The sequence below is a fragment of the Nocardia sp. NPDC058499 genome, from assembly GCF_042719915.1.
Taxonomy (GTDB): domain Bacteria; phylum Actinomycetota; class Actinomycetes; order Mycobacteriales; family Mycobacteriaceae; genus Nocardia.
Map to the genome: position 1 here is coordinate 1 of NZ_JBHXMZ010000022.1, position 23605 is coordinate 23605.

The following is a 23605-nucleotide window of genomic DNA, read 5'->3' on the forward strand; positions in this document are numbered from 1 at the left end:
GCTGTACCCACGCGAGTTCTTCTGTGCCACAAACAACTCCATTCAGCCACCCAATTCTACTTTGGGCTGCTGTCCGAGAATCTTGGGGCACCTCACTTGGCTGTTTCGTCGGTCAGTTTGCGTTGCTGCGTGCATTCGGCTTCGAGCTCGATCACCCGGTCGCGCACTGCGAGAACCGCATCGATTGCTTCGTGCTGATAGTGCATGTTCTGGTTCCTTCGATCTTCAGGGAATCCGCTAGCGGGTGAGGAACGCCGTGGCCAGCGTTTCGAAGTCGTGCTTGCGCTCGACCTGGGCCCAATGCCCGCACTCGCCCAGAATGTGCAGATCGGCCTTCGGCATACGCCGCAGCGCGAAGAACGCGCCGTCCGGCGGGAGCATCCGGTCGTCGCGACCCCAGGTGACCAGAGTTTCGTGCGGGATCTCGGCGGTGCGGGTCCACAGTGGCGCCTTGCCGGGCAGACCCAGCGATGCCATCACCGCACGCATACGTTCGATGGCGCGGGGCGCGGTGGCATTTTGCCAGCGGTCGTCGAGGAGTTGCGGTGTGATCGTCGCCCGGTCGTAGACCATCGAATCGACCCACGCCTCCAGAGCCTCGCGACTCGGTTCGACCAGGAACTCGTGCAGCCGGCGGGCCCCCTCGCTCAACATCGGCCCGAATAGTGGTGCGTACAGGCCGCCCGGTCCCATCAGCACCATACGTTCGACCCGTTCGGGCGCGAGTGCGGCCGTTTCGAGCGAGACCCATCCGCCCATCGAATTGCCGAGCAGGTGAGCCTTCTCGATGCCGAGGTCGTCGAGCAGGGTGACGATGGCCTGCGCCGCTATCTCCGGGTACGGCCGGTCGTACTCCCTGTCGGGGCTCGCTCCGAAACCTGGCATATCGACCACGATCGTGCGGAAGGTACGTGCGAAGACCGGCAGGTTCTTCGCGAAATTCGACCAGCCGGATACGCCCGGACCGGACCCGTGCAGCAGAACGAGGGGATGCCCGGCTCCGGCTTCGTGGTAGTGCAGTCCGTCCGAGGCGGACGGGCCACGAGTGGTGTCTTTGTAGTCGTCCGAGAGGGTCACAAGTCTCCGATGTTCGATGAAAGGCCCCGCGAGCGGACCGGGCCCGTACTGGGCAGCGCCGGTTGGTGTTCGGGCCACTGATGCGGCCGAGGATCGGCACAGGGGGCACGCGCTCAATGGTGACCCCGGTCACTTATTTTGTCAACCATTCGATTGGTTATTGATCAATTGATTGATTGACTCCCGGCAGTTCGTTGCCCTACGGTTGGGACAAGCGTCGCGAAAGAACCTCGACCCCTGCCTTTTCACCCGATCCATAGACGATTTACAGCAACCGGACATGCCGGTGCAGGCGCATCGCCTGCACGATCGGGTTACCCCGGCCGGGTTCACCAATGGTGAAATGGCAACCACTTCCCGGGCACGGTCACGGTCGCCTACCCGGCCGCTGACGAGGGGCCGGACGCCTGATGGCCGTGCGGTGCCCCGGGTTTCGGCCGCCGAGCCGACCACAGAAGCGACGGTCGAGAACACCGCACATATCGTTGCTCACGAGCACAGCAGTAGTTCCTCACCGGGCCTGTCGAAGCCGCCCGGCCCGGCGGCCTGCGCTCGATCAACCGGCTTTGACCTGCTGCTAGCCTCGGTACGGCATAGGGAGACACCGTCAGTCCGGACACGAGAGGTGCACAGTGGCAGCGAGTCGGCGTCAGCTGATTCTGACCGAATCGGCTCGGCTATTTTCTGAACGAGGACTGTCCGCGACGACGATCCGGGAGATCGCGGATGCGGTGGGCCTGAACTCCGGAACGCTGTATCACTATTTCAACTCCAAGGATGCGATCTTCTCCGAGATCCTGACGAGTTTCCTCACCGATCTGGTGCAACGTTACGAAGCCGTCCTGACCGGGACCGGTACGGCTCGTCTCCGGCTCACACTCATGGTTCGTGTTTCGCTCGAAGTCGCAGATCAGCACCCTTATGCCACCGAGATCTATCAGAACGAACTGGAGAGTCTCAGCGCGCTGCCCGGTTACACCCAGATCGCCGAGGCCGTCGAGTTCTCCCATCAGGCGTGGCACGGAATCGCCGAAGAAGGGGTGCGCAACGGCGAATTCAACTCCGGCATAGATACCTTCGAGTTCCAGCGGATGATGCGCGAATGCGTGTTCCAGTCGGTGCGGTGGCATCGGAAAACGCTCGCGGCCGATATCGAAGCGATCACCGCCACAGTGACATCGGTCTTCCTGGACGGATTCGCGCCGGCGCGGCCCGAAAGCTCCGATGCAGTGCCGGAACCGGCACCGCGGGGTGAACGGCGCCCGCAGCTGCCCGCGAAGCTCGTTCGCGAACCGGCCGGCGATGCCGTGGATGCGTTGCGTTCCGAGCTCGATGCGCTGCGTTCCGATATGCGCGCCATGCACGACATGGTCGAATCGTTGTCCAAACCACACCTCGGTGACGTCGGCGGCGATTGATCGAACCGGGCGGCGGCATGCCCGGGCGCGCCGTGCGCAATCCTGCCGCTCCCGTGACCCCGCCGTCCCGCGCGGATACCGCGCACCGGCCGGAGACACACACAGGTACCGGTCGGTGATTCCGGATTGCGTTCGGTAGTGGCGTATTCCGGTACGCGGCACAATCGGGCTTCGATCATCCGGCAGCGCCGGGTCGGTGGACGCCCGCTGCGAGCGGGACGCTCGAGCGGACCAGGGCGAATATCGTGTCGGCCGCCCGACGTACCCTGAGCGCCGATGAGTATTCGAGGCGTAGAGGGTGCGTACCAGGGGGCTCTTCGGGCGTTCAAGACGCCGATGCTCGATTTGCTCCACCAAACGTATGCCCCGTTTGTGGTGACCATGCTGGCGACGGTGTTCACGGCCGATCGGCCCGCGGTCGCGGTGGCGGATGCGCATGCGGAGATCGGTGATGCGCTGAACCAGTTGCGGGCCGCGGGTTACGGCGAGGAGGACAGGTTGCCGCTGCCCGTGGGCAATGCGCGTGACCTGTGCCGGCAATGGGTGAACGCCGGCTGGCTGGTGCGGCAGGTGCTGGACAACCAGGTCGAGGTGTACCGGTTGTCCGCGCACGGGGTGGGCGCACTGGAGGTCGCGGGCCGGGTGGGTGGTTCCCGGACGCGGGTATCGGAATCGCGGGTGCGGACCTTGCTGGATGCCGTGGAGCGACTGGCGCAGGACGCCGACCCGGATGTGATGGCCCGGATCGCGCGGCTGGAGCTGGAGATCCGCCGGCGGCAGCAGGAGTTGCGCAGGCTCGAGCGCGGCGGCGCCGTGGACACCGTCGACGACGATCGGCTGGTGGAGGAGGCGGAGAACGTCCTGCATCTGGCGCGGGAACTACCGGCGGATTTCGCCCGGGTCGCCGAGTCGATCAAGGCCATGCAGCGCGATGTGGTCGCCGATCTGCGGCAGGACGCCCGCCCGACAGGTGAGGTGCTGCGCGAATACCTGGCGCGGGGTCAGCAGATCATGGACGCGACTCCGGAGGGGCGGGCGTTCGCGGGAGCATTACGCCTGATCGGCGACCCGGAGCGCATCGACGACTTGTCGAGCCGGTTGCGCACCGTGCTGCGTCACCCGTTCACCGCGCAGTTGACCGAGCCGCAGCGGCGGGAGTTCACCGATATCGCGCGGCGGATCGAACGCGGGGTCAAGGAGGTGCTGGCCGCGCAGCGGCAGGCGTCACATGTGATCACCACCCAGGTCCGCAACCACGACCCCATGCGGGACCGGCAGGTCGACGATCTGCTGCGGGAGGTGATGACCGGTTTGCACCGCTGGGTCCCCCGCTCGCGCCACCGGGAGCCGATCACACCGCTGCGCCGTCTACCGGCCGCGAGTATCGAGCATCTGCGGCAATCGTCGAGCGATCCCCGCCCACCACAACCGCCCGCGCCCCTTGCCGAATGGGATGAGGACACGATGCCCGATACCGATACCCGGGCCTGGGGTGGTCCGAAATACGCGGCGCTCGACGAGCACCTGGCCCGATTCGCGGCCGGTGGGGACACCGTCGATCTCGCGGCCGCCTTCGCCGCGGCGCCCGAGGAGATTCGCCGTCCGGTCGATCTGCTCGGCCTGCTCGAGCTGGCGCATCGCACGGGGATGACCGAAACGGAGTCCGTCGTCACCGTCGAAGCCATCCGCCCGGACCGGACTCGGCGGCGCTTCGCGCTCGGCGGTGTGGTCGCGGCGAACGCCGAGGCAGCCGATGAGTGAGCCGAACACGGTCGACGAGGCGTGGCCGGAAAACGAGGTCACCGGGTTCATCGACCCGGTGTCGATGGAAGAAGACCCGACCGAACTGTTCGCCGGCGACAGGGGGACGCTCGACGCCGGCGTCCGGCGAGTGCTGGTCCGGCTGCTGCAACGCCGCTTCCTGTCGGCCGACAAGTACCCGGCGCAATGGCGGACACTGCTGGAGAACCAGCAGCTCATCGAATCACGGCTGCACGACCTGTTCGTCCGGCTCGTCGTCGACCACGATCGCGGTATCGCCTACAAACAGCAGGTGCGTTCGGCGGAACTGGACGTGCCGATCCTGTTGCGGGACGACCCCTACAACCGGGCCGAGACGCTGGTGCTGGTGCATCTGCGCACGGTGTTCCAGCAGGAACGGGTCGCGGGTGAGGTCTCGGCGCGGGTCGATATCGAAGAGCTGGAGCAGACAGTGCTGACCTACTTCGACCCTGACGACACCAATATGGCCCGGGGACAACAGGAGATCCGCAGCGCGGTGACACGGTTGGCCAAAGAGGGGCTGATGGAAGAGGAAACCGCGGGCCGGTACCGGATCACGCCGCTGGTGGAGGTCGTGATGAGTACGGAGAAGCTGAGCGAGCTGAGCCGATGGTTGCGGGAGCGCAACGACGGCCCGGGCCACGAGGTCACCGCGGAGGTCGCGCCGTGAACATGATCGACACGTTGTTCGGGCTGGTCCCCGAGTCGTCCCGCGGACAGCAGTGGGTGGCGCTGGACCTGCAGCTGGTGAACTGGGGTGGATACGACGGACACCACCGGGTGCGATTCGCACCCGGCGCGACCCTGCTGTGCGGAGAGTCCGGTTCGGGCAAATCGACCCTGATGGACTCCTATATCGCGTTGATCATGCCGCATACGATGCCGTTCAACGGCGCCTCCAACGGGGGCGTCGTGGGCCGGCCGCGGGGTAAAGATCAGCGCAATATCCTGTCCTATGCGCGGGGCAAGCTCGACGAGTCCCGTGCCGGAGGTGAGACGAAGGCCCGGGTCCTGCGCGGCGACGGCCGTGACACCTGGTCGGCGATCGCGATGACCTGGGCCGACCGGTCCGGGGCGCGGTTCACGGCGATCCGGGCCTGGTACGTGCCGTCGGCAGCGCGCTCCCTCGAAGATCTCGTCCAGATCCGCGCCACCTGCGACCAGCCGTTCGACCTGCGCACACTTGCGGGCCCGGCGAACAAACGGCTGGCCGAATCCGCGGTGAAAGCACTCGGGCTGGCCTGCTACCCCACCGACCGCGAATACACCGCCCGGTTGCACAGCGCGCTCGGTATCGGCGCCGCCGGTGACGGGAACAAAGCGGTCGCACTGCTGGGCCGGATCCAGGCCGGTCAGCAGATCACCACCGTCGATGCCCTGTACAAGACGATGGTCCTCGAGGAACCGTCCACGCTGACCACCGCGGACGAGGTGGTCAAACAGTTCGACGAACTCGCCGGCACCCGCACCCAGATGACCACCGCGCGCCGCCAGGTCCGGGCACTGACACCGATCCGGGAACACCGCCGCATCATCGTCGAGGCGACCGAACGCGCCGAGCTGATCGCCAGCCTCGGTTCGTTCACCGATTCGTCCTCGCCCGCCGGGTTGTGGCGCTACGAACGCCGTGCCGAGCTGCTACGAGCGGCCGAAGCAGAGCTGCAGCGACGCCGGGGACAAGCCGGGGAAGCCGTCGCCGCGGCCTCGGCACTGACCAAGGGGGCAGAAGCCGAACTGGGTGGGATCACCGAGACACTGCGCGCTTCCGGCGGCGACAGGCTGGAAAGGGCCCGCGGGGCACTGCGTGAGGTGGACAAACGGTTCGACGAAGTCGAACGGGCGCGGCACCGGCTCGAGAAGTCGCTGGCAACCATCGGCGCCACGGTATCCGACGGGGACGATTTCGCCGCCCTGGTCACACAGGCACACCGGCTGCTCGGGGACCAGAAGGCCAGGCAAACCGCGCAGAACCGTTTCGCCGAAGCGAAGACCCAGCAGACGAGCGCGACCCGGGAACTGGAGGAATTACGGTCCGAACGCAAAGCCGTCGCCGCCCGCCGGGACAATATCCCCAGCGAGCTGCATCGGGCGCGGGCCGCCCTCGCGGAGGCCGCCGGTCTCACACCGGAACAGCTGCCGTTCGTCGGCGAACTGATAGAAGTACGCACCGAATTCGAGCCGTGGCGCGAAGCGTTCAACCTGGCCCTGGGCGGGTTCGCCACCAAGATGCTCATCGATATCGCGCACCTCAACACCTTCCGCGAAAAGATCAACACCGTGCGCACCGCGCGGCGTATCCAGTTCGAGGGCGTGCGGACCGGGCTCCGCGACGAGATCGGACTCGACGATCGCCGACTGCCCGGCCGCCTCGACTACCGCCCCTCCCCGTTCACCGCCTGGCTCGAGAACGAGCTGGTCGACCGGTTCGACTATGTCTGCGTCGAAACGCCACGTCTGCTGCCACAACACCGCAAAGCGCTCACGATCACCGGCCAGATGTCGGACGGCGCCCGCGGCGCACACGGCGGCCAGGGCCGGGCCAATGTCCTCGGCTTCACCAACGACCGGTTGCTGACCCGCCTCGACGAACAGATTCGCACCGCCGAGGACCGCACATCCGTTGCCGACGCACGGGTCGAGGAGACACAGGCCGACCTCGACTCCTTCGAAGACCGCCGCAGCGCCTACCGAACCCTGACCGAACTGTCCTGGGATCAGGTGGATACGGACTCGGTTTCGGCCGAACGGGACCGATGGATACAGATCATCGACGAGGTCCACTCCGGCAACCCCGAAATCGACCGGTTGCAGAAGCAGGTGGACGAGCTCAGGGACAAGGTCGAAGACCTCAACAAGAAGGCGGTCCGGGCCAAGCTCGAACAGGAAGACCTCGAGACAGCCTGGGAACACACCACGGCAGCGGCCGAACGCGCCGGCCGGGAACTCGACACCGCCCGCCGCTCCGGCCACGAGGTGACCGCCGAACACCGCGACTACCTGGCACGACTGTTCGGCAACGACACCACCGGCGATATCCCGGCCGCCAAAGCCCTGGAGGCGTTCGACGCCGCCACCGACCGCGTCGCCGACCGGCTCACCACCGATCTGCGGGCCTCGGAGAACGCAATCGAGGGCGCCCGGAACAGACTGTCCGAAACATTCTCGACCTTCGTCGAGCGCTGGCCGAACCCGAACCTGGGCACCGACCCGGACGATTCCTACGACGATTTCGAACGCCTGCTCACCGACCTGGAAACCAGCCGCCTGCACGAACTCGAAAACCAGTGGCGCGACAGCCTGCTGAAACTATCCGGCAACGACCTCACCAGCCTGGACAGCGAACTCGCCTCGGCCATCCGGGAAATCCGCGACCGGATCGAACCGGTCAACCGCATCCTCGCCGGCCTCCCCTTCGCCGACGACGACCACCGGCTACAGATCGACCCGCAGGAAAGCCACTCCACCGTCCGCGCCCGCTTCCGCAAGGAACTCCGCGACGTCCGCGGCCTGATCGACCAGGCGAACACCGATACCGAACGGGAACGCGCCTACAACCGGATGGCCAAGGTCATCGACCGTATCCGCCGCACCGCCCCCGATTTCGCCGACCTGATCGACGTCCGCAACCACATCCGCATCAGCGCCGAAAAACGCGACGCCGCAGGCGAACACGTCGCCCTCTACGACCATATCGGCGAAAAATCCGGCGGCGAATCCCAGGAACTCGTCGCCTTCATCGTCGGCTCGGCACTGCGCTACCAACTGGGCGACGCCGGCGCCGAACGCCCCCGCTACGCCCCGGTCTTCCTCGACGAAGCCCTCATCAAAGCCGACGCCCGCTACACCGGCCGCGCCATCGGCGCCTGGCGCGGCCTGGGCTTCCAGCTCATCATCGGCGCCCCCAACGATAAGAACAGCGCCATCGAACCGCACGTCGACGCCGAATACCTGGTCCTCAAGAACGCCGAGAGCCGCTCCTGGGCGAAACCCATCATCGGTATCCCACCGGAGGAGGAGTGAGCCCTGCACTTGTCGCATCGGAGGCGGCTCTCGAGGTGCTCCGGAACAAGATCGAGCAGAAATGGGCCGAAGCGGTCTGCGCCGACTACGGCACCAATGGCCCCATACCCTTTTCAGTCCCGCTTCGTCCGGGTCTGTCGAGCGGGAAAGCAATCGAACGAGCAGACGGCTCCTGGTACGAATGGCACACCACATGGCGTTCCTTCGACCTCCGAGCCATCAGAAAAACCGCGGGTGTCCAAATCATCCGCAAGCCGGTGACCATCCACGGTGTGACCTACGACCTCCCGACCACACTCGTCGCTGAGAACATCGGTGCCGCTGCCGAACTCATCTCCCGAGCCCAGGAGGAACCTCAGGCAGTCGACCTCGGCCGCGCCCGGTCCCTTGCGGCATCGCTCAACGCTGCGGGAGCAACGCCCACCGCGACAACTTTGAAGGCCACCTACCGGCTCACCGATGCAGACACCGCGGTCCTGTTCGCCGCCATGGCTTGGCTCCCGGCTCATCCGGACCTGAGCGCTTGGACCGCCCGCCAGCTCCCCATCCCCGGCATGCACTCGAAATGGCTCGAAACCCATGGTGGGCTCCTGCAGACAGTGACCGGGCGCGAGGTACGCGCCGAAGTCCGGCCACGACTGGCCGTTGTCCACCTCACCTACGTCGATCCCGATTACATCGCCTCGGAAAAACGCAGACACGACGCCTGGACCACCGGCGACACACACGACCTCGCCTACACACCACGCGTAGTCCTCATTGTCGAGAACCGTGACTGCCGCCTCTGGTTCCCACCCGTCGAGAACACTGTCGTCGTCGAAGGGAACGGCAAAGCCGCCGCCGCCCTGCTCGCCGAAATCGCCTGGATACGCACGGCCGAACACGTCATCTACTGGGGTGATATCGACGCCGACGGCTACGCCATCCTCGACCGTCTCCGCGCCACCATGGCCATTCCCACCCCCGACGGTCTACCCGCCAAGGCCGTCCATTCCATCCTCATGGAGGCCACCGACCTGCACCACTACGCCGACCACGGCGTGAACCACAACAAAGCCGGGCGACCGATCAAACCGTCCTCGACCAGGCTCGCGCATCTCACCCGCCCCGAATCGACCGCCTGCGATGCCGTCGCCACTGCCGGGCCCGCACGGTTCCGGCGGATCGAGCAGGAAGCGATTCCGCTCCGCCAGGCCGCGGCCCGGCTCGAAGCACTGATCAGCACCCGGAGCTGACCACGATCCGGCGCCGACAGGTCGCAGGCCCGGCCGTATCTACGCCGATATGCCGAGATCGGGTCACGCGAGTGCGGCGGCGAGGCGGCGCCACTGTTCACGGGGAAACGCCTGCGGGTCGGCGTCGAGCACCTGCACGCACACATGGTCGGCGCCGGCTGCTCGGTGCTCGGCGACACGACGCAGGATCGCTTCCTCGTCACCCCAGGCGATGATCGCGTCGAAGAGGCGGTCGCTCGCGGTGTCGACATCCTCCTGCGTGAAACCCGACCGCAGGATGTTGTTCGCGTAGTTCGGCAGCTGAAGGTAGCTACGCAGCCATTCCGTGCCGATGGACCGCGCCTCGCCGGCGTCGGTGGTGAGGATTGCCGTCTGCTCGGGCAGCAGCAGCGGCCCGTCGCCGAGGGCGGCCCGGGCGGTGGCGGTGTGCTCCGGCGTGACCAGGTAGGGGTGGGCACCGCCGGCCCGGGTCGCCGAAAGGTGCAGCATCTTCGGCCCCAGGGCAGCCAGGACCCGCGCCTCCGCGGGGACCGGCTGGTCGAGCGCATCCAGCGCGTCCAGATATGCCCGGGTCGCAGCCAAAGGCTTCCGGTAGCGCCCTGGATCACCGGCATCGATCAACGGTGCGTGGCTCACGCCGATACCGAGCAGGAACCGGTCGCCGTACGTACCGGTCAGGGACGCGAACCGGGCCGCGACATCCGCCGGTTCGTGCATCCACAGGTTCAGGATCCCGGTCGCTACGACGATTCGCTCCGTGGCCCCCAACAGGTTCTCCACGGCATCGAACACCGGACCGCCGACGTCGGGAATCCACACCGCGGCGTAGCCCAGCTCCTCGAGTTCGGCCGCCGCCTCCGCGGCTTCGGCCGGGTCGCCGTAGCGCAGCTGCGAACTCCAGATCCCCACGCCCGAAAGCTGCACAAACCCTCCTCGAGTCGTGATGCGTACGCCGGTACCGGAATCCGGCCTTGCGGTACGGATGCTACTCCACAGCCGGCCGATCGAATCAACACCTCCGGGAGGGCGTCCAGCCGCCTACGTAGGCTCCTGGCCCGCGGTTACCCGCCCTCAGCCCAGCCCCAGTACGGCGGCGCTCGGCTACCTCTTGACGCCAGTCGCAGCTTCGCGAATATGCCCTGTCTGCGACGCGCGGACCCAATCAGCATTTCCGCAGGTGAGACCCACGATTTTGCCTCGCCCGTCCGATCAGATACTCTTGCTGGGCACACCGGTCCGGGTGGCGGAATGGCAGACGCGCTAGCTTGAGGTGCTAGTGCCCGGTATAGGGCGTGGGGGTTCAAGTCCCCCTCCGGACACCAGTGCTAACCCCACAGGGGGTGGCACCAACGATTATGCGATTGCATATGTGCTGATATCTCGCCTGCAGGCCCAGACTCTGATAGAGCTGGGCCTTATCTGTTGGGTGGCCTGCGGTAAGAACCGCCCCGATGTCACCGAGGGCGTCGACGAGCTTGCGGACCTCTGTTTCGGTGAACCGCCGAGCTTTGGGTAGCTGGTTCAGCTCGGCTTCGGCGGCGGCCTTCTCGGCCTGGGCGGCGTTCATTGCCGCCACCAACGCCTGCGGATCAACACCTGCCTCGATGGCGGTCAGATGCCGAGCCAGCCGGGACTCGGCATCGAGGACACGCTGCCGCAAACTCTGCCGCTGAATATCGGTGTCGTCATCATTCTGCGCGGCCAGAACCGTAGCGATGGTCCTCGCCCGCTGCTCACGACCGAACAGACCGGCCAGCCAGCCATCGATGCGGTCGGTAACGAGGTCTTCGCGCAGGTTCACCGTGCGGGGGTGCTTCTCGAGGGCCGCGCTTCCGGGGGCGAGGGTTTTCGCCCGGCAGCGGTAGTAAACGTTGTCGCGGACCAGTTCGGCCTGCATTCTGCGACCACACCCATCGCAGCGCAGCAGCCCACTGAGCAGATAGACGCGCCGACCGCTACCGTGGCGGGTGCGCTCGAGCGTGGCCCGCGTCCTGTTGCTTGTCCCGGCGCGCCGACGACGAATCAGTTGCGCTTCGGTGAAAGTCGCCACGGATACGATTGCCGGGTGCGCCGGCCGCTGGGACCGGACAATGCGCTGGGCCGGCGCCCGCCGCATCCGGGTCACATGCCCGGCCGCGACATCATCGGGGTCGAGCAATTCCTCATGTTTCTGCCACCGCCCGAACACCGCGTACCCGGTGTAGCGCGGGTTCTGCAGAATCGCCGCAACCGCACTGGCCTGCCACCCGTCTTGGGACCGATGCCGGTTCTGTCCGGGACGATACGCCGACGGGCACGGGATCTTCTCCCTGTTCAACTCGACCGCGATCGCCTTATCACCCCGCCCCGCGATGTAGTGACTGAAAATACGCTGCACAACCGGAGCGGTCGCCGCATCCAACGACAGGATCCGCAACCTCAGCCCGTCGGCGGCCCGGTTGGGATTCGGGTGCGGCGGACCGTCGACCACCAGATACCCATACGGGGGACGGCCGCCCTGATGCCGTCCCTCGTTCAACACCTGCGCGTCCATACTCGCCCGGGTGCGCTGCTGCACGTGCTGCCGCTCGGACTCACTGAGTCCGCCGAGCATGCTCATCATCATCGAATGAGTCACATTCCCCGGGTCGAAACGCCCACCTAGCTCCGGCACCCACACCTGGACCCCGTGCGCCTGGACCCGCGGAGCGACGAGGCTGAACTGGTTACCGAACCAGCAGCGGGTGCCCTCCCCCACCACGATCGCCGACCACCCCCGCGCCGGATCCTTCAGGTCGGCCAGCAACCGAGCGGCGTGCTCGCGCCGATGCCATGGCACCGACCGCGACAGGCCGACGTCGAAATAGCTTGCGACTATCGCCGCCTCGCCCACGAACTTCTCGGCATTGCCACGCTGCCACCGATACGAAGTCTCCGGGTCCTGGTTGTCTTCAGTCGAACAGCGCCCGTAGAACGCGAAGCGCTGATCCGAACCGATATCGACCTCTTCGGTCTCGAGCCCGAGGAGCTCATCGAGCACAGCCCACTCATTGGTCTCGGTCGACATCATCAGTCCTCTCTGGGGAGTGGTCACGAGCATGACCCGCAAGAATGCGCAGCAGAACCCTGGCCGCAGCGACGTTCAGCTCCGGCAGACAGTCAGGGAAAACAACGGTGATCCGCGCTTCGGGATCCTGACGGCCACGATCAGCACTCATGGCTACCAGCACCGGCCGCCGTACCGATGTTCGGCAATACGATCCCGCATCCGAGACCGCTTTCGCAACTACGATTCTGCCCGAGGTTGTGCAGCCGAACACCCACACTTCGCCGACTACGGCGCCCACAATTGACCGCAACAGCAACCGGCCCGCATGCACCAGTTCGAAGTCCAACAACCAGTACGCCAACCGCACCGCCCGAAGCAAACGCCTCGACGCGACACCTCATCAGGCTGCGGCCGGTGATGGCATTTCGCCAGCTCGATCTCTCACCCGACCAGCCACGACCGACGGTGGGGAAACCGATTGATCGGAAGAAGCACGACGGCATATCTACTCCAAACCGCCTGCTGATTCTCCCTGCATCCATGAAAGCCCAACCGCAGCAATCTCGCCACCCACCGACACGATGCCACCGCGTCCACATCGTCCTGGACAACGTGAAAACCATTCCCTGAGCCTCGCCCTGGCACGCGCCTATGGAGGTGACCAGCGGTTGTCGACGGCCGGGCGGCACAGCACCCGGGCCCGAAGCCCTTTAGGCATCCAGGTCAAACCAAATTTTCCACCGTGCACGCCTTCCATCTGTCTCCTCCCTCATCTCTGTTCGGAAGGCGTTGCATTGTGGGCGATCTCGACGTTGAACAGCCAACGTCTGTCCCTGGCTATCAAACTGATCGTCTAATGCGCATATCCACTTATCGCCACTATATGGCCTGCCCCACGGGCATTCTGATGACCGTGTCTTAGGCCAGCATTGCTGGGTCGAGGATCCCCGGGTCGATTGTTACTCGACATACCTGCGATCAGCGTGGCGGCGCCAGTCGATCTCTATGACACCGCCGTGGCTGTGTGGGAGTTCCAGGCGGGGGCGGATCGCTCGACCGATCTCCACACAAAATCGCGTCCCGCGCCGCTCAGTGTCGAACGCTACTCCGTGACGGTTAGCTCAACACGGACCCCGGTTCGTCCCCTTGGACTCGGCGGACTCCCAACGAGGTAGCCGACGAGGCAATTGGTGTGTCACATCGAGCACGCATTTCACCTGTCGCTCTTCGCTTTCTGGAAGGAGTCTCACGCACTATGACCGATCGCACGCCGCCCGTCCCCAGGGCCAGTCCGGCAATGTCCGCACGGGCCTCGCGTGCGCACACCTTCTTCTGGGCAGTCCTGATCACCGCCGCCGCGGTCAGCATCACCGGCAACGCCACCCAGGCGGTACTGCACGACACCCAGTTACCCGTCGTCGCCGCAGTAGTGGCGGTCATCCCGCCGCTGGCGCTGCTTGCTGCCGTGCACGGAGTCTCGGTACTCTCCCGTGCGCACGCCCACGCACGCGGCACCTACCGGTTGGCCACCGCCATGACCGTGCTGATCGCCGCGGGTGCGTTCTGGTTGTCGTTCACTGCACTGCGGTCGCTGGCGATCACTGCCGGGATCCCGCCGGGTGAAGCCTGGCTCTGGCCCGTCATCATCGAGGGCTCGATGGGCCAGGCCACCGTTGCGCTACTGTCACTGGCCCGCTCCCCCACTCCCGACGACGAAGCAACCGATGTACCGCCATCTCCCGCGCGCACAGAAGCCAAGGTCGCTGTGGTCGATGGCCGTGATAGCACGGACGGTTACGACGATGGTCCGGACGGGCACCTCGATGTGCACACACACCCCGCTTCCGTCATAGGCAAACCCGTATCCGTGCTCGGTCCTGTGCGCACGCCACCGGAACTGTTCGTGCGCACACCCGGGGCCCTGCCGGGCACTATGCGCTCACCGTACGGCGCGAGTGAACGGACTCCAGAGACCCTGGCGTTGCTGGCGAAGCAGCTGTGCGCACGCGACCGGGCAGGCCGGCGCGACCCCGATCTGGTGACCCAGATCTTGTTCCTCCACCACGTCGAGGGATTGAATCCATCCCAGATCGCTAAGCAGGTCGCCCCCAGCCGTACCACGGTCAGCCGAATCCTCAGCGATGCCCGCAACCTCCACATCGCGGAGCCTCCATCAGGTCCCGACGAGGACGGCCGCAACGAAGCTGCCGACACATTTCCGTCCCGACCGGAGACAGCCCAGTGACCGATACATCCACGATCGCGCTCGACAACTCGCCCAACAGCGGTGTTGGATTGATTCCGAGGTTCACCCCTGGATCGGTCACCAGCAGCGCTGTTGCGTTCTCCCACGCCGCGGCGTGGGAGGGAATGCCCGGATGGATGTCGATATCACCTGTCCCCACTGTCACCAGCTCGACGGCGTGCAGAGCGTCCCCGCGATCTGCGCCGACGGGTCCTCCACCAGCCACGACACCGGCTCCTATACCGGTGTCAGTATCGCCTCCACCGGGCTGGTGCCTGTAATCGGTACCTCCACGATCGAACGCAGCCACAGCACCGTGCTTGCCAGAAGCCTGGCGAGTGCACCTGCGCAGGAGCCCGCCGGGCGACTCACCGGCCTAGGGCTGTTGCTGCTGGTCCTGCCCACAATCGTGGTGGCAATCGTGATCATTGCGATGTTCTTCCCACCGCCTGGCACGGATCGAACGTCGCTGGTACTCGGCGCGACCGTGTTCGTCGGGATGATCTCGTTGCCCGGTTTGCTCGTGCTGCACAGTGCGTTCCAGCGTGGACGTCGCAACGCCCGGATCGCACGTGGCCGTCCCCGGGCAATGGCGGTGTGGGGTGCGGGTTGGTATTGCCATCGCTGTTATCTGGCTTTCTGGCCGTATTCTCCGATTCCGGAGATTCCGGCCCGCCGAGGTGTCACACCGGAGCAGTTCCGTTGGCTGGTCTGGAAAGCCGGTGGTTACCTGAACCGGTAACCGCACCACCGCTTACTTTTCTGCCAGAGACTCTTCGCGGTTGGCCGCATTCAGTTCAATACCGACATCGTGTGCTGCTTCCGAGGCGTGCGCTGCGGGGTTCGGGGTCTGCTGCTGCCGCCCGCGGTTCTGTAACTTGGGTGCCCGGTCCGATTGCGCTGAGGCGGATTCGGACATGGTGCGGGCCAGTCCGAGAAGCCGGCGTGCCTCTTTCGGGGTGATTTCCAGCAGTTCGGCGATCTGCTCGTCGTTTTGGCCTTGCTCACGCAATGTTGCGGCGACGCCGGCCTGGGTGAGGCGGTGACGGTTGATGTCGGCCGTTGCTTCGGCTTCGACCTCGGTGATCCGGCCGCGCAACTCCTCGAGGTCGTGATCGCGCTTGTTTTCGCGGGCTCTGATTGCGTGCCAGGCGTCGATATAGCGTTTGACCGCCGCGAGGATGGTCTGCTCCTGCAGTCGGGCAGCATCGCGACGGGCTTTCACTCGCTCCCGCGATCGTCGAATACGGTCGAGAACTTCGGGGGAACGTCCGGTTGTCGATGACCCGGGACGGTCTGCGCGCATACGGGACTCCTTGGTCTCGGTTACCCGTGCCAGCTGACCCGTCCCACTTGCCACCGTACCGGATCGAACAACCGTCATACCTGGGTAACCCACTGCCGAATATGGGACACCCGCTTTTGCCTACGGTCGGGTGTGATCGACACCTGACGGATACGGGAAACCGCGCATTCGTCTCGATTTCGTCCCAGGCCACCGACTGCGAGGCCTGAATACCGACGAGGCACCGCCCGGCAGCGTCCGGCCCTCTCGGTACCCAGCCCGGTTTCACCTCGCAGCCAATTCCTGTGAACGCCTCGGCTCGCCGGCCGAGGCGTTTGTCGTCCTCCTCATTGCCAGGGAGTCTGCCATCTCCGATATTTCCCATGCCATGCAGTTGGTCCAGTGGATCCAGGACTGCCTTCCTCCGATCGACGAAGACCGCCGCCACCCCTGGCTGGCCGAGCCCGCCACGCCCGGCGCCTTGGTCGCCCACATCGACGTCCGCGTCCATGTGCCCGGCTACACCGACCGCGCAACACGTTTCACCCTGTCCGCCCCCGTTCTCGACACCGACGACCTGCACCCTTCGTAGTCGCCCAGACAGATCCGGTTCCCTGGGGACCGCGAGGCATCCGCAGGCCCCTACACACGCTCGACGTCAACTGCACCAACCACTTTCAGCGAGCCCGCCTGGCCGTGATTGTTCGAGTATCCCGCCACGGCGATAGGGCCTCCGCACTGTTTCGGACGACAACCGCCCTCACTTCCGGTCAGCCCTCATCCCGCACCGATCGTTCGAACGACTTCTCTGGACGAGTTATGCCTCAGCGCCGGCCAGCGCGGGGCTTACCGATTCATCTGCTCATCTGTTCTCCCCCGCCGTCTTGCCGGGGTCTGTTGCCCTTCTACTCCATGGAGTTCGCCATGTCCCATGCGCATCCCGACCCCGGCCCACGAAACGTCTGGCCCGCCAGTCTGGGTCCGACCTGTTTCGAAGATCCGGGCGATTTCATCGCCGTGCTTCCCGCCATGCTCGGCTTTCTCCCTGAACGGTCTCTTGCCGTTGCCGTGCTGTGCGCGGGTGACGGTGCACCCGGCAAGGCACTGATCGATCTCGTGGTCCGATTCGACCTGTACCGCGGCGAAGCCGCCCGGCCCGCAGATCCGGCGACTATCGCCGTAGCCGCCGCGCGGATCTGCGCACGCCCCGAGGTGATGGGAGTGCTCGCGGTCGTCATCGACGACAGCATTGGGGAACCGGAAGCCGCGCGTGCGCACTCCCATCCTGTTCTCGATGCTTTGGAGCGTCGGCTCGCCGCGGTGGAGGTGCCGGTCCGGGCCGCCTGGGCTGTTGCGGCTATCGCTGCCGGGCAACCCTGGTGGAGCCTGCGCGGTCCACAACGCAGCGGCCACCTCGGCGACCCCGATACCTCCATCGTCGCGTTTCGGCGGGTACTCGATGGGCGCCCGGCCGGCTCCCGCCCTCGCAGCGAGCTCACCGCACAGGTGACCCCGGATCCCGCCCTGCACACAGCAGTGTCGAGGGAACTCGACGGCGCTGTGGACCGGGCGAATCAACGCCACGCCGAGGCCATCGCTCACGACGATGGCCGACGCAGCTACCTGACCTGGCAACTCGAGAATGCGCTGCGCTACGTCTGTCACCTCGGCTCCGCCGAGCCGGCTTCGGCCCGCGCGCTGGCCGAGGTCGCGGTGGCCCTGCGCGAGCACGAGGTCCGCGACTCGCTGTTCGCACTCGCTGACAGCACGCACGCCCAGGCCGCCGAACAATTCTGGGCGCGCCTGACCGGAGCGGTATCGGATGAGTTCCGGGCCGAGGCGGCGACGCTGCTCGGCTACTTCGCCTATGTCCGGGGCGACGGGCCACTGGCCGGAATCGCGTTGGACGCCGCACTTGACGCCAACCCGCAGCATTCGATGGCCGCACTCCTAGAGACGGCACTCGAAGCAGGAATGCACCCCGACCGACTGCGAGACCTGACGCACCGGGCACGCGAAACCGCAGCCGGCCTCGGTGTCACGATTCCCAGGATCGAATAACCGACCGCCCACCTCCGCACCCAGGATGCCCGGTATTCGGTGGCGCGTGTCGCCCACTGGCAGTTCCGTCGCGGTCCGGCTCTGCCCGGTGCCGAATCCCAGCCAATGTTATTCATCTGTCCCTGTTCCAGGAGGATGCCGTGTCCTATGTCGTTGCCTCCCTTACTGCCATGGTGGTGCGCCGTGGCTGATGCCCGATGGTCCACTCGAGCCGACTCCCACACCTCGCACATGCCGCACCCGACCACGCTCACAGCCGCCGGGGAGCTGGCGGCGCGCTACCTCAAGGCAGCCGGAAGCGAGGTCGTCCGCCGCGATTGGCGCTGCGCCTACGGCGGGCTCGATCTGGTGGTCCGCGATGCGGGTACCACCGCATTCGTCACGGTCGTGACCGCACCCGATTCGCGCGGTCGCCGTGCCCCGGTGTCGATGCCTCATACCGAACAGCGGCGGATCCGCCGCCTCGCGCTGCTGTGGCCCACCGAGCAGGACGGTCTGTGGCAGCGCATCCGTTTCGATGTCGTGTCGGTCCTGCCTCGCAGGGGGCCGCACTCCATTGATCGAGCACCACAAGGAAGTGTTCTAGATAAGCCCTCGGTCGCTCTGTTCGAGCCGGACTGCGCAATCCCCGCGCTGGTGATCGAGTCAGGGACGACACCGGCCGACGGCTGCCCGCAGGGCATGTGAGCAGCCTCAAAGATCTTCATCGTGCGGCTTCGATCCGACGGCGACGACACCCCGCGCCCTGAGCCGCTCCATCGACACCGCTCACGCTGCCCAGCCCACTCCCCAGCCACAGGGCCGAGCCATCACATCCGATGCCCCGGCGCACCGCCGGCGTCGTGAAGGCCCGGGTCCGTAGGGCCCCGTCGAGTCAGCAGCGGCAACAGCCACAGCCAGGTAGCGGACAGGGGAATCCACAGCCCTGTGGATAATCGTCCACCTATGGTGGATACCCCGGATTTGCACTGCCACAACGGGTCTCGCCACCCTAGCCGTTCGAACCGAATCAGGCCAGTCAGGCCTGAGATTGCCCTGGGCTGAATCTTTCTCATCGGCCCGTGCCCGCCCTGTGCCATGCGGAAACACCATCCCGCTGTGGCGCTCACTCCCCCAGGCAGCGCGGTCTCCGCGGCTCCTGATCCCCGCGGTGCCGCCGATTCTTCTCCGTCCTTGTTCCGCGACACCAGTACCTATGCCACGTGCTCGGTGCTGGTGTCCGTTGCCTGCCGGAAGGTGCATTCGTCATGCCCGACACCGTTCCCGACCCCGTTCTCACCATCGCCTGCACCGTCTGTCATCGACCTGACCGGTCAGCGCTGCACCCCGTCGGTTCCGAGACCCTGTGCCAGCGGTGTTTCGATCAGCTCGGATACTGCGAGCACTGCCACCGACGCGCTCTGGCCCTCACTTCCACCGTGGGGGATGTGGACCTGTGCCCGAGGTGTGTGGCCGTCTTCCGGCCGTGTGTGTCGTGCCGGCGGCTTACCGCGCCCGGGATGCGCACCGACACCGACGAACCCGTCTGCTACCTGTGCGTGAACCTGTTCGACTCCTGCTTCGGCTGCAGCCGCTACACCGCCTCCAGCCGGTATCTCTCCGGCGGGTTCCGCGCCTGCCCCCGCTGCGCCGACACCCGGTATTCGCCATGCGACGACTGTGGAACATTGCTGCGCGAGCACGGGTCGTGTGACCTGTGCGCCTATCCGCAGCGGGTGCGGTCCTACCGGTACAAGCCCGATCCCCGCTTCCACGGCAACGGCCCTTTGTTTCTGGGGTTGGAGCTCGAGGTGATCGTGCCCGCCCACCGTTACAACGACGCCGCCGCCACCGCGACCGAACGGCTCGGGCGGATGGGGTATCTGAAGACCGATTCCTCGATCCATCCCACCGGCTTCGAGATCGTTACCCACCCCTTGGCGTACCCGTACGCCATCGAGCATTTCCCGTGGCCGCTGCTCGGCGAGCTCGACGAACTCGGATGCCGCGCCGACTCTACGGTCGGGCTGCATGTGCATGCCAGCCGGGCCGGGTTCGACTCTCCCGCTCACGTCTACAGATGGATGAAACTGCTTTACCGCAACGAGGGTGCGGTTTCGACGCTGGCGCGGCGGCGTTCGCGGTATGCGCCGTTCGACCTGGCGGCCCGAGCGCGGGCCCGTGAGACCGCCAAAGACTGTAAGCACGCGGTCGGGTTGGACCGGTATCAGGCCATCAACCCGCACCCGCGTCACACCCTCGAACTGCGGGTGTTCGCCAGTTCTTTGGTTGTGGGGCAGGTGCAGGCGGCGCTGGCGTTCACCGCGGCCTCTATCGACTACACCCGCAACCTTCGGATTCCCGATATCCGGGCCGGTGCCTGGGAGTGGGGTGCCTTCACCGCTTGGGTTACCGGCCGGCCCGAGTATGCGCCGCTGAGCGTGGAGCTGGAGGCGCTGGCATGTGCCTGCTGACCTACTTCCCGCCAGGGGTCGCCCCTGACCCGGTGCTGTTGCGGCTCGGGGCTCTGGTCAATCCGCACGGCCACGGTTTCGCCGTGATCGCTGAACCCGAAAATCGCATCATCGTCGGCCACGGTATGCGCGCGAGCAAGGTGATCGACCGGTTCATCGCCGTGCGTGACCGCTACCCGCGGGGGCCGGCGTTGTTTCATTCCCGCTACGCCACCCGCGGCGTGCAGGGGGTGGACAACTGTCACCCGTTCCGGCTCGGCGGTGATGCCCGCACGGTGTTGGCGCACAACGGGACCCTGCCCAAACGGGTGTGGCCCCGCGCCTACGACTGGCGTTCCGATACCCGTATCGCTGCCGAGGATTACCTGCCGGCGATGCCGTTCGGGTCGATCGACACCCCGCGCGGTTTCCGTGGACTGGAGTCATGGCTCGGGTCGAGCCGGCTGGTGCTACTCACGATCGACCCCGCCTATCGGCGCCAGGCCTACCTGTTCGGTGAACGAGCCGGGGCGTGGGAGGACGGGATCTGGTACTCCAACACCACCTACAAGACCGCCTACGAGAATCGGTTGCGGCGGGCGGTGTGCCGGTACTGCCTGCGCCTGGATCTGGACCGGGTCGGACGTTACTGCACCCGCTGCGGCTGGTGCTTCGCCTGCGAGGACGCCTTCCCGCACTGCTCCTGCACCCGACACGCGCAACTCGAGCCCGCTGACCGTGATCGCACCCCGCCGCCGGTGCGCTTCTCACACTCGCCGCTGAACAGCTCTCGTCTCGGTCGCTGACCCCGCCATGCCTACGGCCCCGCTGCCACCGCCCCGTTTCGGGCACGGCAGCGGGGCTTTCTCGTCTCCACACCCCCTGACCCGCACTTTTTTGGAAGGTCGTGACCTGCCCATGCCCACAGCAGCCTTGCTCGCCGCGGTTGTCTGCGACGACTGCTCACACACCATTCCCCCCGACCAGCACCCGGCCGTGGTCGACGGTGACCGGTTGTGCGCGGACTGCGCCGCGGACGCGGTGTACTGCGACGGATGCAGTGAACGCACCCGCGAACCACACCTGACTGTCCTCGACACTCACCTGTGCACCGAGTGTGTGCGCGCGTGGTCGGAGTGCGATGACTGCCACCGCTACTCCCGCTACATCACCGCTGTCGTCGACGGACCGGATGTGTGCGCCGACTGCCTCGACACCTACCCGGTATGCGACGACTGCGGGCACCGCTGCCGCGGCCGATACGACGTCGAGGGCGGCAACGAAGTCTGCGATACCTGCCGCTTCGACGACTACCACGAGTGCAACGACTGCTGCACCCTGATCCGCTGGGACGAAGGCTACTGCGCCGATTGCGCACCCGATCACCCCCACCACCACGCGATCAACGGCTACGACTACAAACCCGACCCGGTCTTCCACGGCACCGGTCCACTGTTTCTGGGGTTGGAACTCGAGCTGAAAACCCCGAGCTACCAGCTTGAGGACTCAGTCGAGGCCGCGCTCGCCGAACTCGGTGATCTCGGCTACCTCAAAGAGGATTCCTCGATCGGGTCCAGCGGTTTCGAACTGGTGACCCATCCGATGGATTACGCGTATGCGCGCACGCAGTTCCCGTGGTCGCTGCTGGCCCGGTTGCGGCTGCTGGGCGCCTACACCGACGACGCGGTCGGTATCCACGTCCACCTCTCCCGCGCCGGTTTCGACTCGCCGGCCCACATCTACCGGTGGATGAAATTCGTCTACCGCAACCAGGAACCGGTCACGGCCCTGGCGCGGCGTAACTCTTCGCAGTGGGCCGAGTTCGATCCTTTCACTCGTGGCCGTATCGCCGGCTACGCCAAGGGCGACCGCCGTGGCCTGCGTTACGAGGCGATCAACGTGCAACCCGAGCACACGTTCGAGTTGCGGATCTTCGCCAGCTCCCTGCACCGCGGGCAGGTCCTGGCCGCGCTGGCCTTCGCTGATGCCTCGGTCGAATACACCCGCGGGCTGAGCGCCGCGCAGATCGCGCGCCGCCGTGGCTGGGACTGGGCCGCGTTCACCGCCTGGCTCGCGCCCCGTCCCCAGTACGCCGCTCTAACTGCCGAGTTGGAGGACCTCGCATGTGCATCCTGACCTTCGTCAAACCCGGCATCGCTCCCGACACCGATCTGCTGCTGCGCGGTGCTCTGTCCAACCCGCACGGGCACGGCTATGCCATCCACACCCCCAACGAGATCCTGGTCGGGCACGGCCTCGACTCCGCCCGTGTGATCGCCGAGTTCGCGACGTTGCGCGACCGGCATCCCGACGGGCCGGCGCTGTTTCATTCCCGCTATGCCACCCACGGCCTGCACAGTGTGGACAACTGTCACCCCTTCCGTGTCGGTGGTGATGAGCGCACCGTGCTGGCCCATAACGGGATCCTGCCCGCCCAGGTGCATCCCGCGAAGGGGGATCCGCGGTCGGATACCCGCATCGCCGCCGAAGACTTCCTCCCCCGTCAGCCGTTCGGGTCGCTGGATTCCTGGGCCGGTCGCGAACGCTTGGAGCGCTGGCTGGGCACCGACAAATTGGTGCTGCTCACCGTCGACCCCGCCTATCAGCATCCGGCCTACATCTTCAACGAACACCACGGCCACTGGGTCGAGGGCAGCTGGTACTCCAACGACTCCTACCGCTGGGGCCTCTGGGGCTTCTCGGAAAAAACCGTTGGTCGGTGTGAGGCGTGCGGGGAATTCGATCCCGACAGGCTCGGCCCGCACTGCCCCTACTGCGGGCACTGCGAAGACTGCTGGCGCGAGTTCCCGAAATGCGTGTGTCCCGACCTCGAAGGGCTCGAACGCTACGCCGACCTCGACGAATACTACGAACTCTACGGCGCGGCCTGACCTACGCACCCAGAAGTGAAAGGACCGCGACCGTGGACATCCACCTCGCGCTCGACCTGCTCATCCTGTGGCAGCTCTGGCGGCTCGACCGCGCCACCTCCCGGCTGAACCGGCAGCAACCAGTTCGGTGA

19 protein-coding genes and 1 tRNA gene are annotated in these 23605 nt (G+C 66.1%); 16 read left to right on the plus strand and 4 right to left on the minus strand.

The features are described 5' to 3' along the window. Positions 1-237: 237 nt before the first annotated feature. Entirely contained in the window at positions 238-1077 is an 840-nt protein-coding gene (locus ACFWPH_RS33560) for an alpha/beta fold hydrolase (protein ID WP_378756324.1), read from the minus strand. Between the two features lie 632 nt (positions 1078-1709). On the opposite strand from ACFWPH_RS33560, the gene ACFWPH_RS33565 reads away from it, so the two are divergent. From ACFWPH_RS33565 to ACFWPH_RS33585, 5 genes are all read left to right on the plus strand, one after another. Further along, positions 1710-2495: a TetR/AcrR family transcriptional regulator gene (locus tag ACFWPH_RS33565; RefSeq protein WP_378756325.1), complete on the plus strand. Its 786-nt coding sequence runs from the start codon at positions 1710-1712 to the stop codon at positions 2493-2495. A gap of 276 nt (positions 2496-2771) precedes the next feature. Then, positions 2772-4256 carry a DUF3375 domain-containing protein gene (locus ACFWPH_RS33570; protein ID WP_378756326.1) on the plus strand — a complete coding sequence of 495 codons (1485 nt, stop codon included), beginning with the start codon at positions 2772-2774 and terminating at the stop codon, positions 4254-4256. Further along, positions 4249-4947 (plus strand): DUF4194 domain-containing protein, encoded by a 699-nt coding sequence (locus ACFWPH_RS33575; RefSeq protein WP_378756327.1) that lies wholly within the window; start codon positions 4249-4251, stop codon positions 4945-4947. The genes ACFWPH_RS33570 and ACFWPH_RS33575 overlap by 8 nt, the downstream gene beginning before the upstream one ends. Positions 4948-4949: 2 nt before the next feature. Further along, positions 4950-8297 carry an ATP-binding protein gene (locus tag ACFWPH_RS33580; protein ID WP_378756357.1) on the plus strand — a complete coding sequence of 1116 codons (3348 nt, stop codon included), beginning with the start codon at positions 4950-4952 and terminating at the stop codon, positions 8295-8297. A 35-nt stretch (positions 8298-8332) separates the two neighbouring features. Further along, positions 8333-9532 (plus strand): Wadjet anti-phage system protein JetD domain-containing protein, encoded by a 1200-nt coding sequence (locus ACFWPH_RS33585; protein WP_378756358.1) that lies wholly within the window; start codon positions 8333-8335, stop codon positions 9530-9532. 63 nt (positions 9533-9595) lie between these two features. Here the strand turns inward: ACFWPH_RS33585 and ACFWPH_RS33590 are convergent, their stop codons facing one another. Further along, entirely contained in the window at positions 9596-10456 is an 861-nt protein-coding gene (locus ACFWPH_RS33590; RefSeq protein WP_378756328.1) for an LLM class F420-dependent oxidoreductase, read from the minus strand. 310 nt (positions 10457-10766) lie between these two features. Here ACFWPH_RS33590 and ACFWPH_RS33595 point away from each other — a divergent pair. After that, positions 10767-10854: transfer RNA gene (locus tag ACFWPH_RS33595), tRNA-Leu, on the plus strand. Here the strand turns inward: ACFWPH_RS33595 and ACFWPH_RS33600 are convergent. Then, on the minus strand, positions 10833-12581 hold the full coding sequence (locus ACFWPH_RS33600) for a recombinase family protein (protein ID WP_245670998.1): 1749 nt from the start codon (positions 12579-12581) through the stop codon (positions 10833-10835). The two genes, ACFWPH_RS33595 and ACFWPH_RS33600, sit on opposite strands and share 22 nt — an antisense overlap. 146 nt (positions 12582-12727) lie before the next feature. On the opposite strand from ACFWPH_RS33600, the gene ACFWPH_RS33605 reads away from it, so the two are divergent. The 3 genes from ACFWPH_RS33605 (at position 12728) to ACFWPH_RS33615 (ending at position 15547) form a co-directional block, all read left to right on the plus strand. Beyond that, the gene (locus ACFWPH_RS33605; RefSeq protein ID WP_378756329.1) at positions 12728-13042 is read left to right on the plus strand and encodes a hypothetical protein; all 315 of its coding nucleotides are present in this window, start codon (positions 12728-12730) and stop codon (positions 13040-13042) included. Positions 13043-13815: 773 nt separating this feature from the next. Then, positions 13816-14805: a DUF2637 domain-containing protein gene (locus ACFWPH_RS33610; RefSeq protein WP_378756330.1), complete on the plus strand. Its 990-nt coding sequence runs from the start codon at positions 13816-13818 to the stop codon at positions 14803-14805. Between the two features lie 133 nt (positions 14806-14938). Next, complete coding sequence (locus tag ACFWPH_RS33615; RefSeq protein ID WP_378756332.1) at positions 14939-15547, plus strand: hypothetical protein; 609 nt, start codon at positions 14939-14941, stop codon at positions 15545-15547. 12 nt (positions 15548-15559) lie between these two features. Here ACFWPH_RS33615 and ACFWPH_RS33620 read toward each other — a convergent pair whose 3' ends face one another. Further along, entirely contained in the window at positions 15560-16111 is a 552-nt protein-coding gene (locus ACFWPH_RS33620; RefSeq protein ID WP_378756333.1) for a hypothetical protein, read from the minus strand. A gap of 367 nt (positions 16112-16478) precedes the next feature. Here ACFWPH_RS33620 and ACFWPH_RS33625 point away from each other — a divergent pair, with 367 nt between their 5' ends. From ACFWPH_RS33625 to ACFWPH_RS33655, 7 genes are all read left to right on the plus strand, one after another. Beyond that, entirely contained in the window at positions 16479-16682 is a 204-nt protein-coding gene (locus ACFWPH_RS33625) for a hypothetical protein (protein WP_378756334.1), read from the plus strand. Between the two features lie 332 nt (positions 16683-17014). Continuing rightward, positions 17015-18151, plus strand: coding sequence for a DUF4192 domain-containing protein (locus tag ACFWPH_RS33630; protein WP_378756335.1), 1137 nt, complete (start codon positions 17015-17017; stop codon positions 18149-18151). A 231-nt stretch (positions 18152-18382) separates the two neighbouring features. Further along, a complete protein-coding gene (locus ACFWPH_RS33635) occupies positions 18383-18838 on the plus strand; it encodes a YraN family protein (RefSeq protein ID WP_378756336.1) in 456 nt (151 codons plus the stop codon). 812 nt (positions 18839-19650) lie between these two features. After that, a complete protein-coding gene (locus tag ACFWPH_RS33640; protein WP_378756337.1) occupies positions 19651-20604 on the plus strand; it encodes a hypothetical protein in 954 nt (317 codons plus the stop codon). Then, positions 20592-21389 (plus strand): hypothetical protein, encoded by a 798-nt coding sequence (locus tag ACFWPH_RS33645; protein ID WP_378756338.1) that lies wholly within the window; start codon positions 20592-20594, stop codon positions 21387-21389. Before ACFWPH_RS33640 ends, ACFWPH_RS33645 begins: the two co-directional genes overlap by 13 nt. Positions 21390-21501: 112 nt before the next feature. After that, positions 21502-22719: a hypothetical protein gene (locus ACFWPH_RS33650; RefSeq protein ID WP_378756339.1), complete on the plus strand. Its 1218-nt coding sequence runs from the start codon at positions 21502-21504 to the stop codon at positions 22717-22719. Next, complete coding sequence (locus tag ACFWPH_RS33655; RefSeq protein ID WP_378756341.1) at positions 22707-23474, plus strand: hypothetical protein; 768 nt, start codon at positions 22707-22709, stop codon at positions 23472-23474. The genes ACFWPH_RS33650 and ACFWPH_RS33655 overlap by 13 nt, the downstream gene beginning before the upstream one ends. The last annotated feature ends 131 nt before the right edge of the window (positions 23475-23605 follow it).

Coding starts and splice junctions, on each gene's coding strand:
- ACFWPH_RS33570 (WP_378756326.1), top strand. CDS start 2,772: ATGAGTATTCGAGGCGTAGAGGGTGCGTACCAGGGGGCTCTTCGGGCG.
- ACFWPH_RS33575 (WP_378756327.1), top strand. CDS start 4,249: ATGAGTGAGCCGAACACGGTCGACGAGGCGTGGCCGGAAAACGAGGTC.
- ACFWPH_RS33580 (WP_378756357.1), top strand. CDS start 4,950: ATGATCGACACGTTGTTCGGGCTGGTCCCCGAGTCGTCCCGCGGACAG.
- ACFWPH_RS33600 (WP_245670998.1), bottom strand. CDS start 12,581: ATGATGTCGACCGAGACCAATGAGTGGGCTGTGCTCGATGAGCTCCTC.
- ACFWPH_RS33605 (WP_378756329.1), top strand. CDS start 12,728: ATGGCTACCAGCACCGGCCGCCGTACCGATGTTCGGCAATACGATCCC.
- ACFWPH_RS33610 (WP_378756330.1), top strand. CDS start 13,816: ATGACCGATCGCACGCCGCCCGTCCCCAGGGCCAGTCCGGCAATGTCC.
- ACFWPH_RS33615 (WP_378756332.1), top strand. CDS start 14,939: ATGGATGTCGATATCACCTGTCCCCACTGTCACCAGCTCGACGGCGTG.
- ACFWPH_RS33620 (WP_378756333.1), bottom strand. CDS start 16,111: ATGCGCGCAGACCGTCCCGGGTCATCGACAACCGGACGTTCCCCCGAA.
- ACFWPH_RS33625 (WP_378756334.1), top strand. CDS start 16,479: ATGCAGTTGGTCCAGTGGATCCAGGACTGCCTTCCTCCGATCGACGAA.
- ACFWPH_RS33630 (WP_378756335.1), top strand. CDS start 17,015: ATGTCCCATGCGCATCCCGACCCCGGCCCACGAAACGTCTGGCCCGCC.
- ACFWPH_RS33635 (WP_378756336.1), top strand. CDS start 18,383: ATGCCGCACCCGACCACGCTCACAGCCGCCGGGGAGCTGGCGGCGCGC.
- ACFWPH_RS33640 (WP_378756337.1), top strand. CDS start 19,651: ATGCGCACCGACACCGACGAACCCGTCTGCTACCTGTGCGTGAACCTG.
- ACFWPH_RS33645 (WP_378756338.1), top strand. CDS start 20,592: ATGTGCCTGCTGACCTACTTCCCGCCAGGGGTCGCCCCTGACCCGGTG.
- ACFWPH_RS33650 (WP_378756339.1), top strand. CDS start 21,502: ATGCCCACAGCAGCCTTGCTCGCCGCGGTTGTCTGCGACGACTGCTCA.
- ACFWPH_RS33655 (WP_378756341.1), top strand. CDS start 22,707: ATGTGCATCCTGACCTTCGTCAAACCCGGCATCGCTCCCGACACCGAT.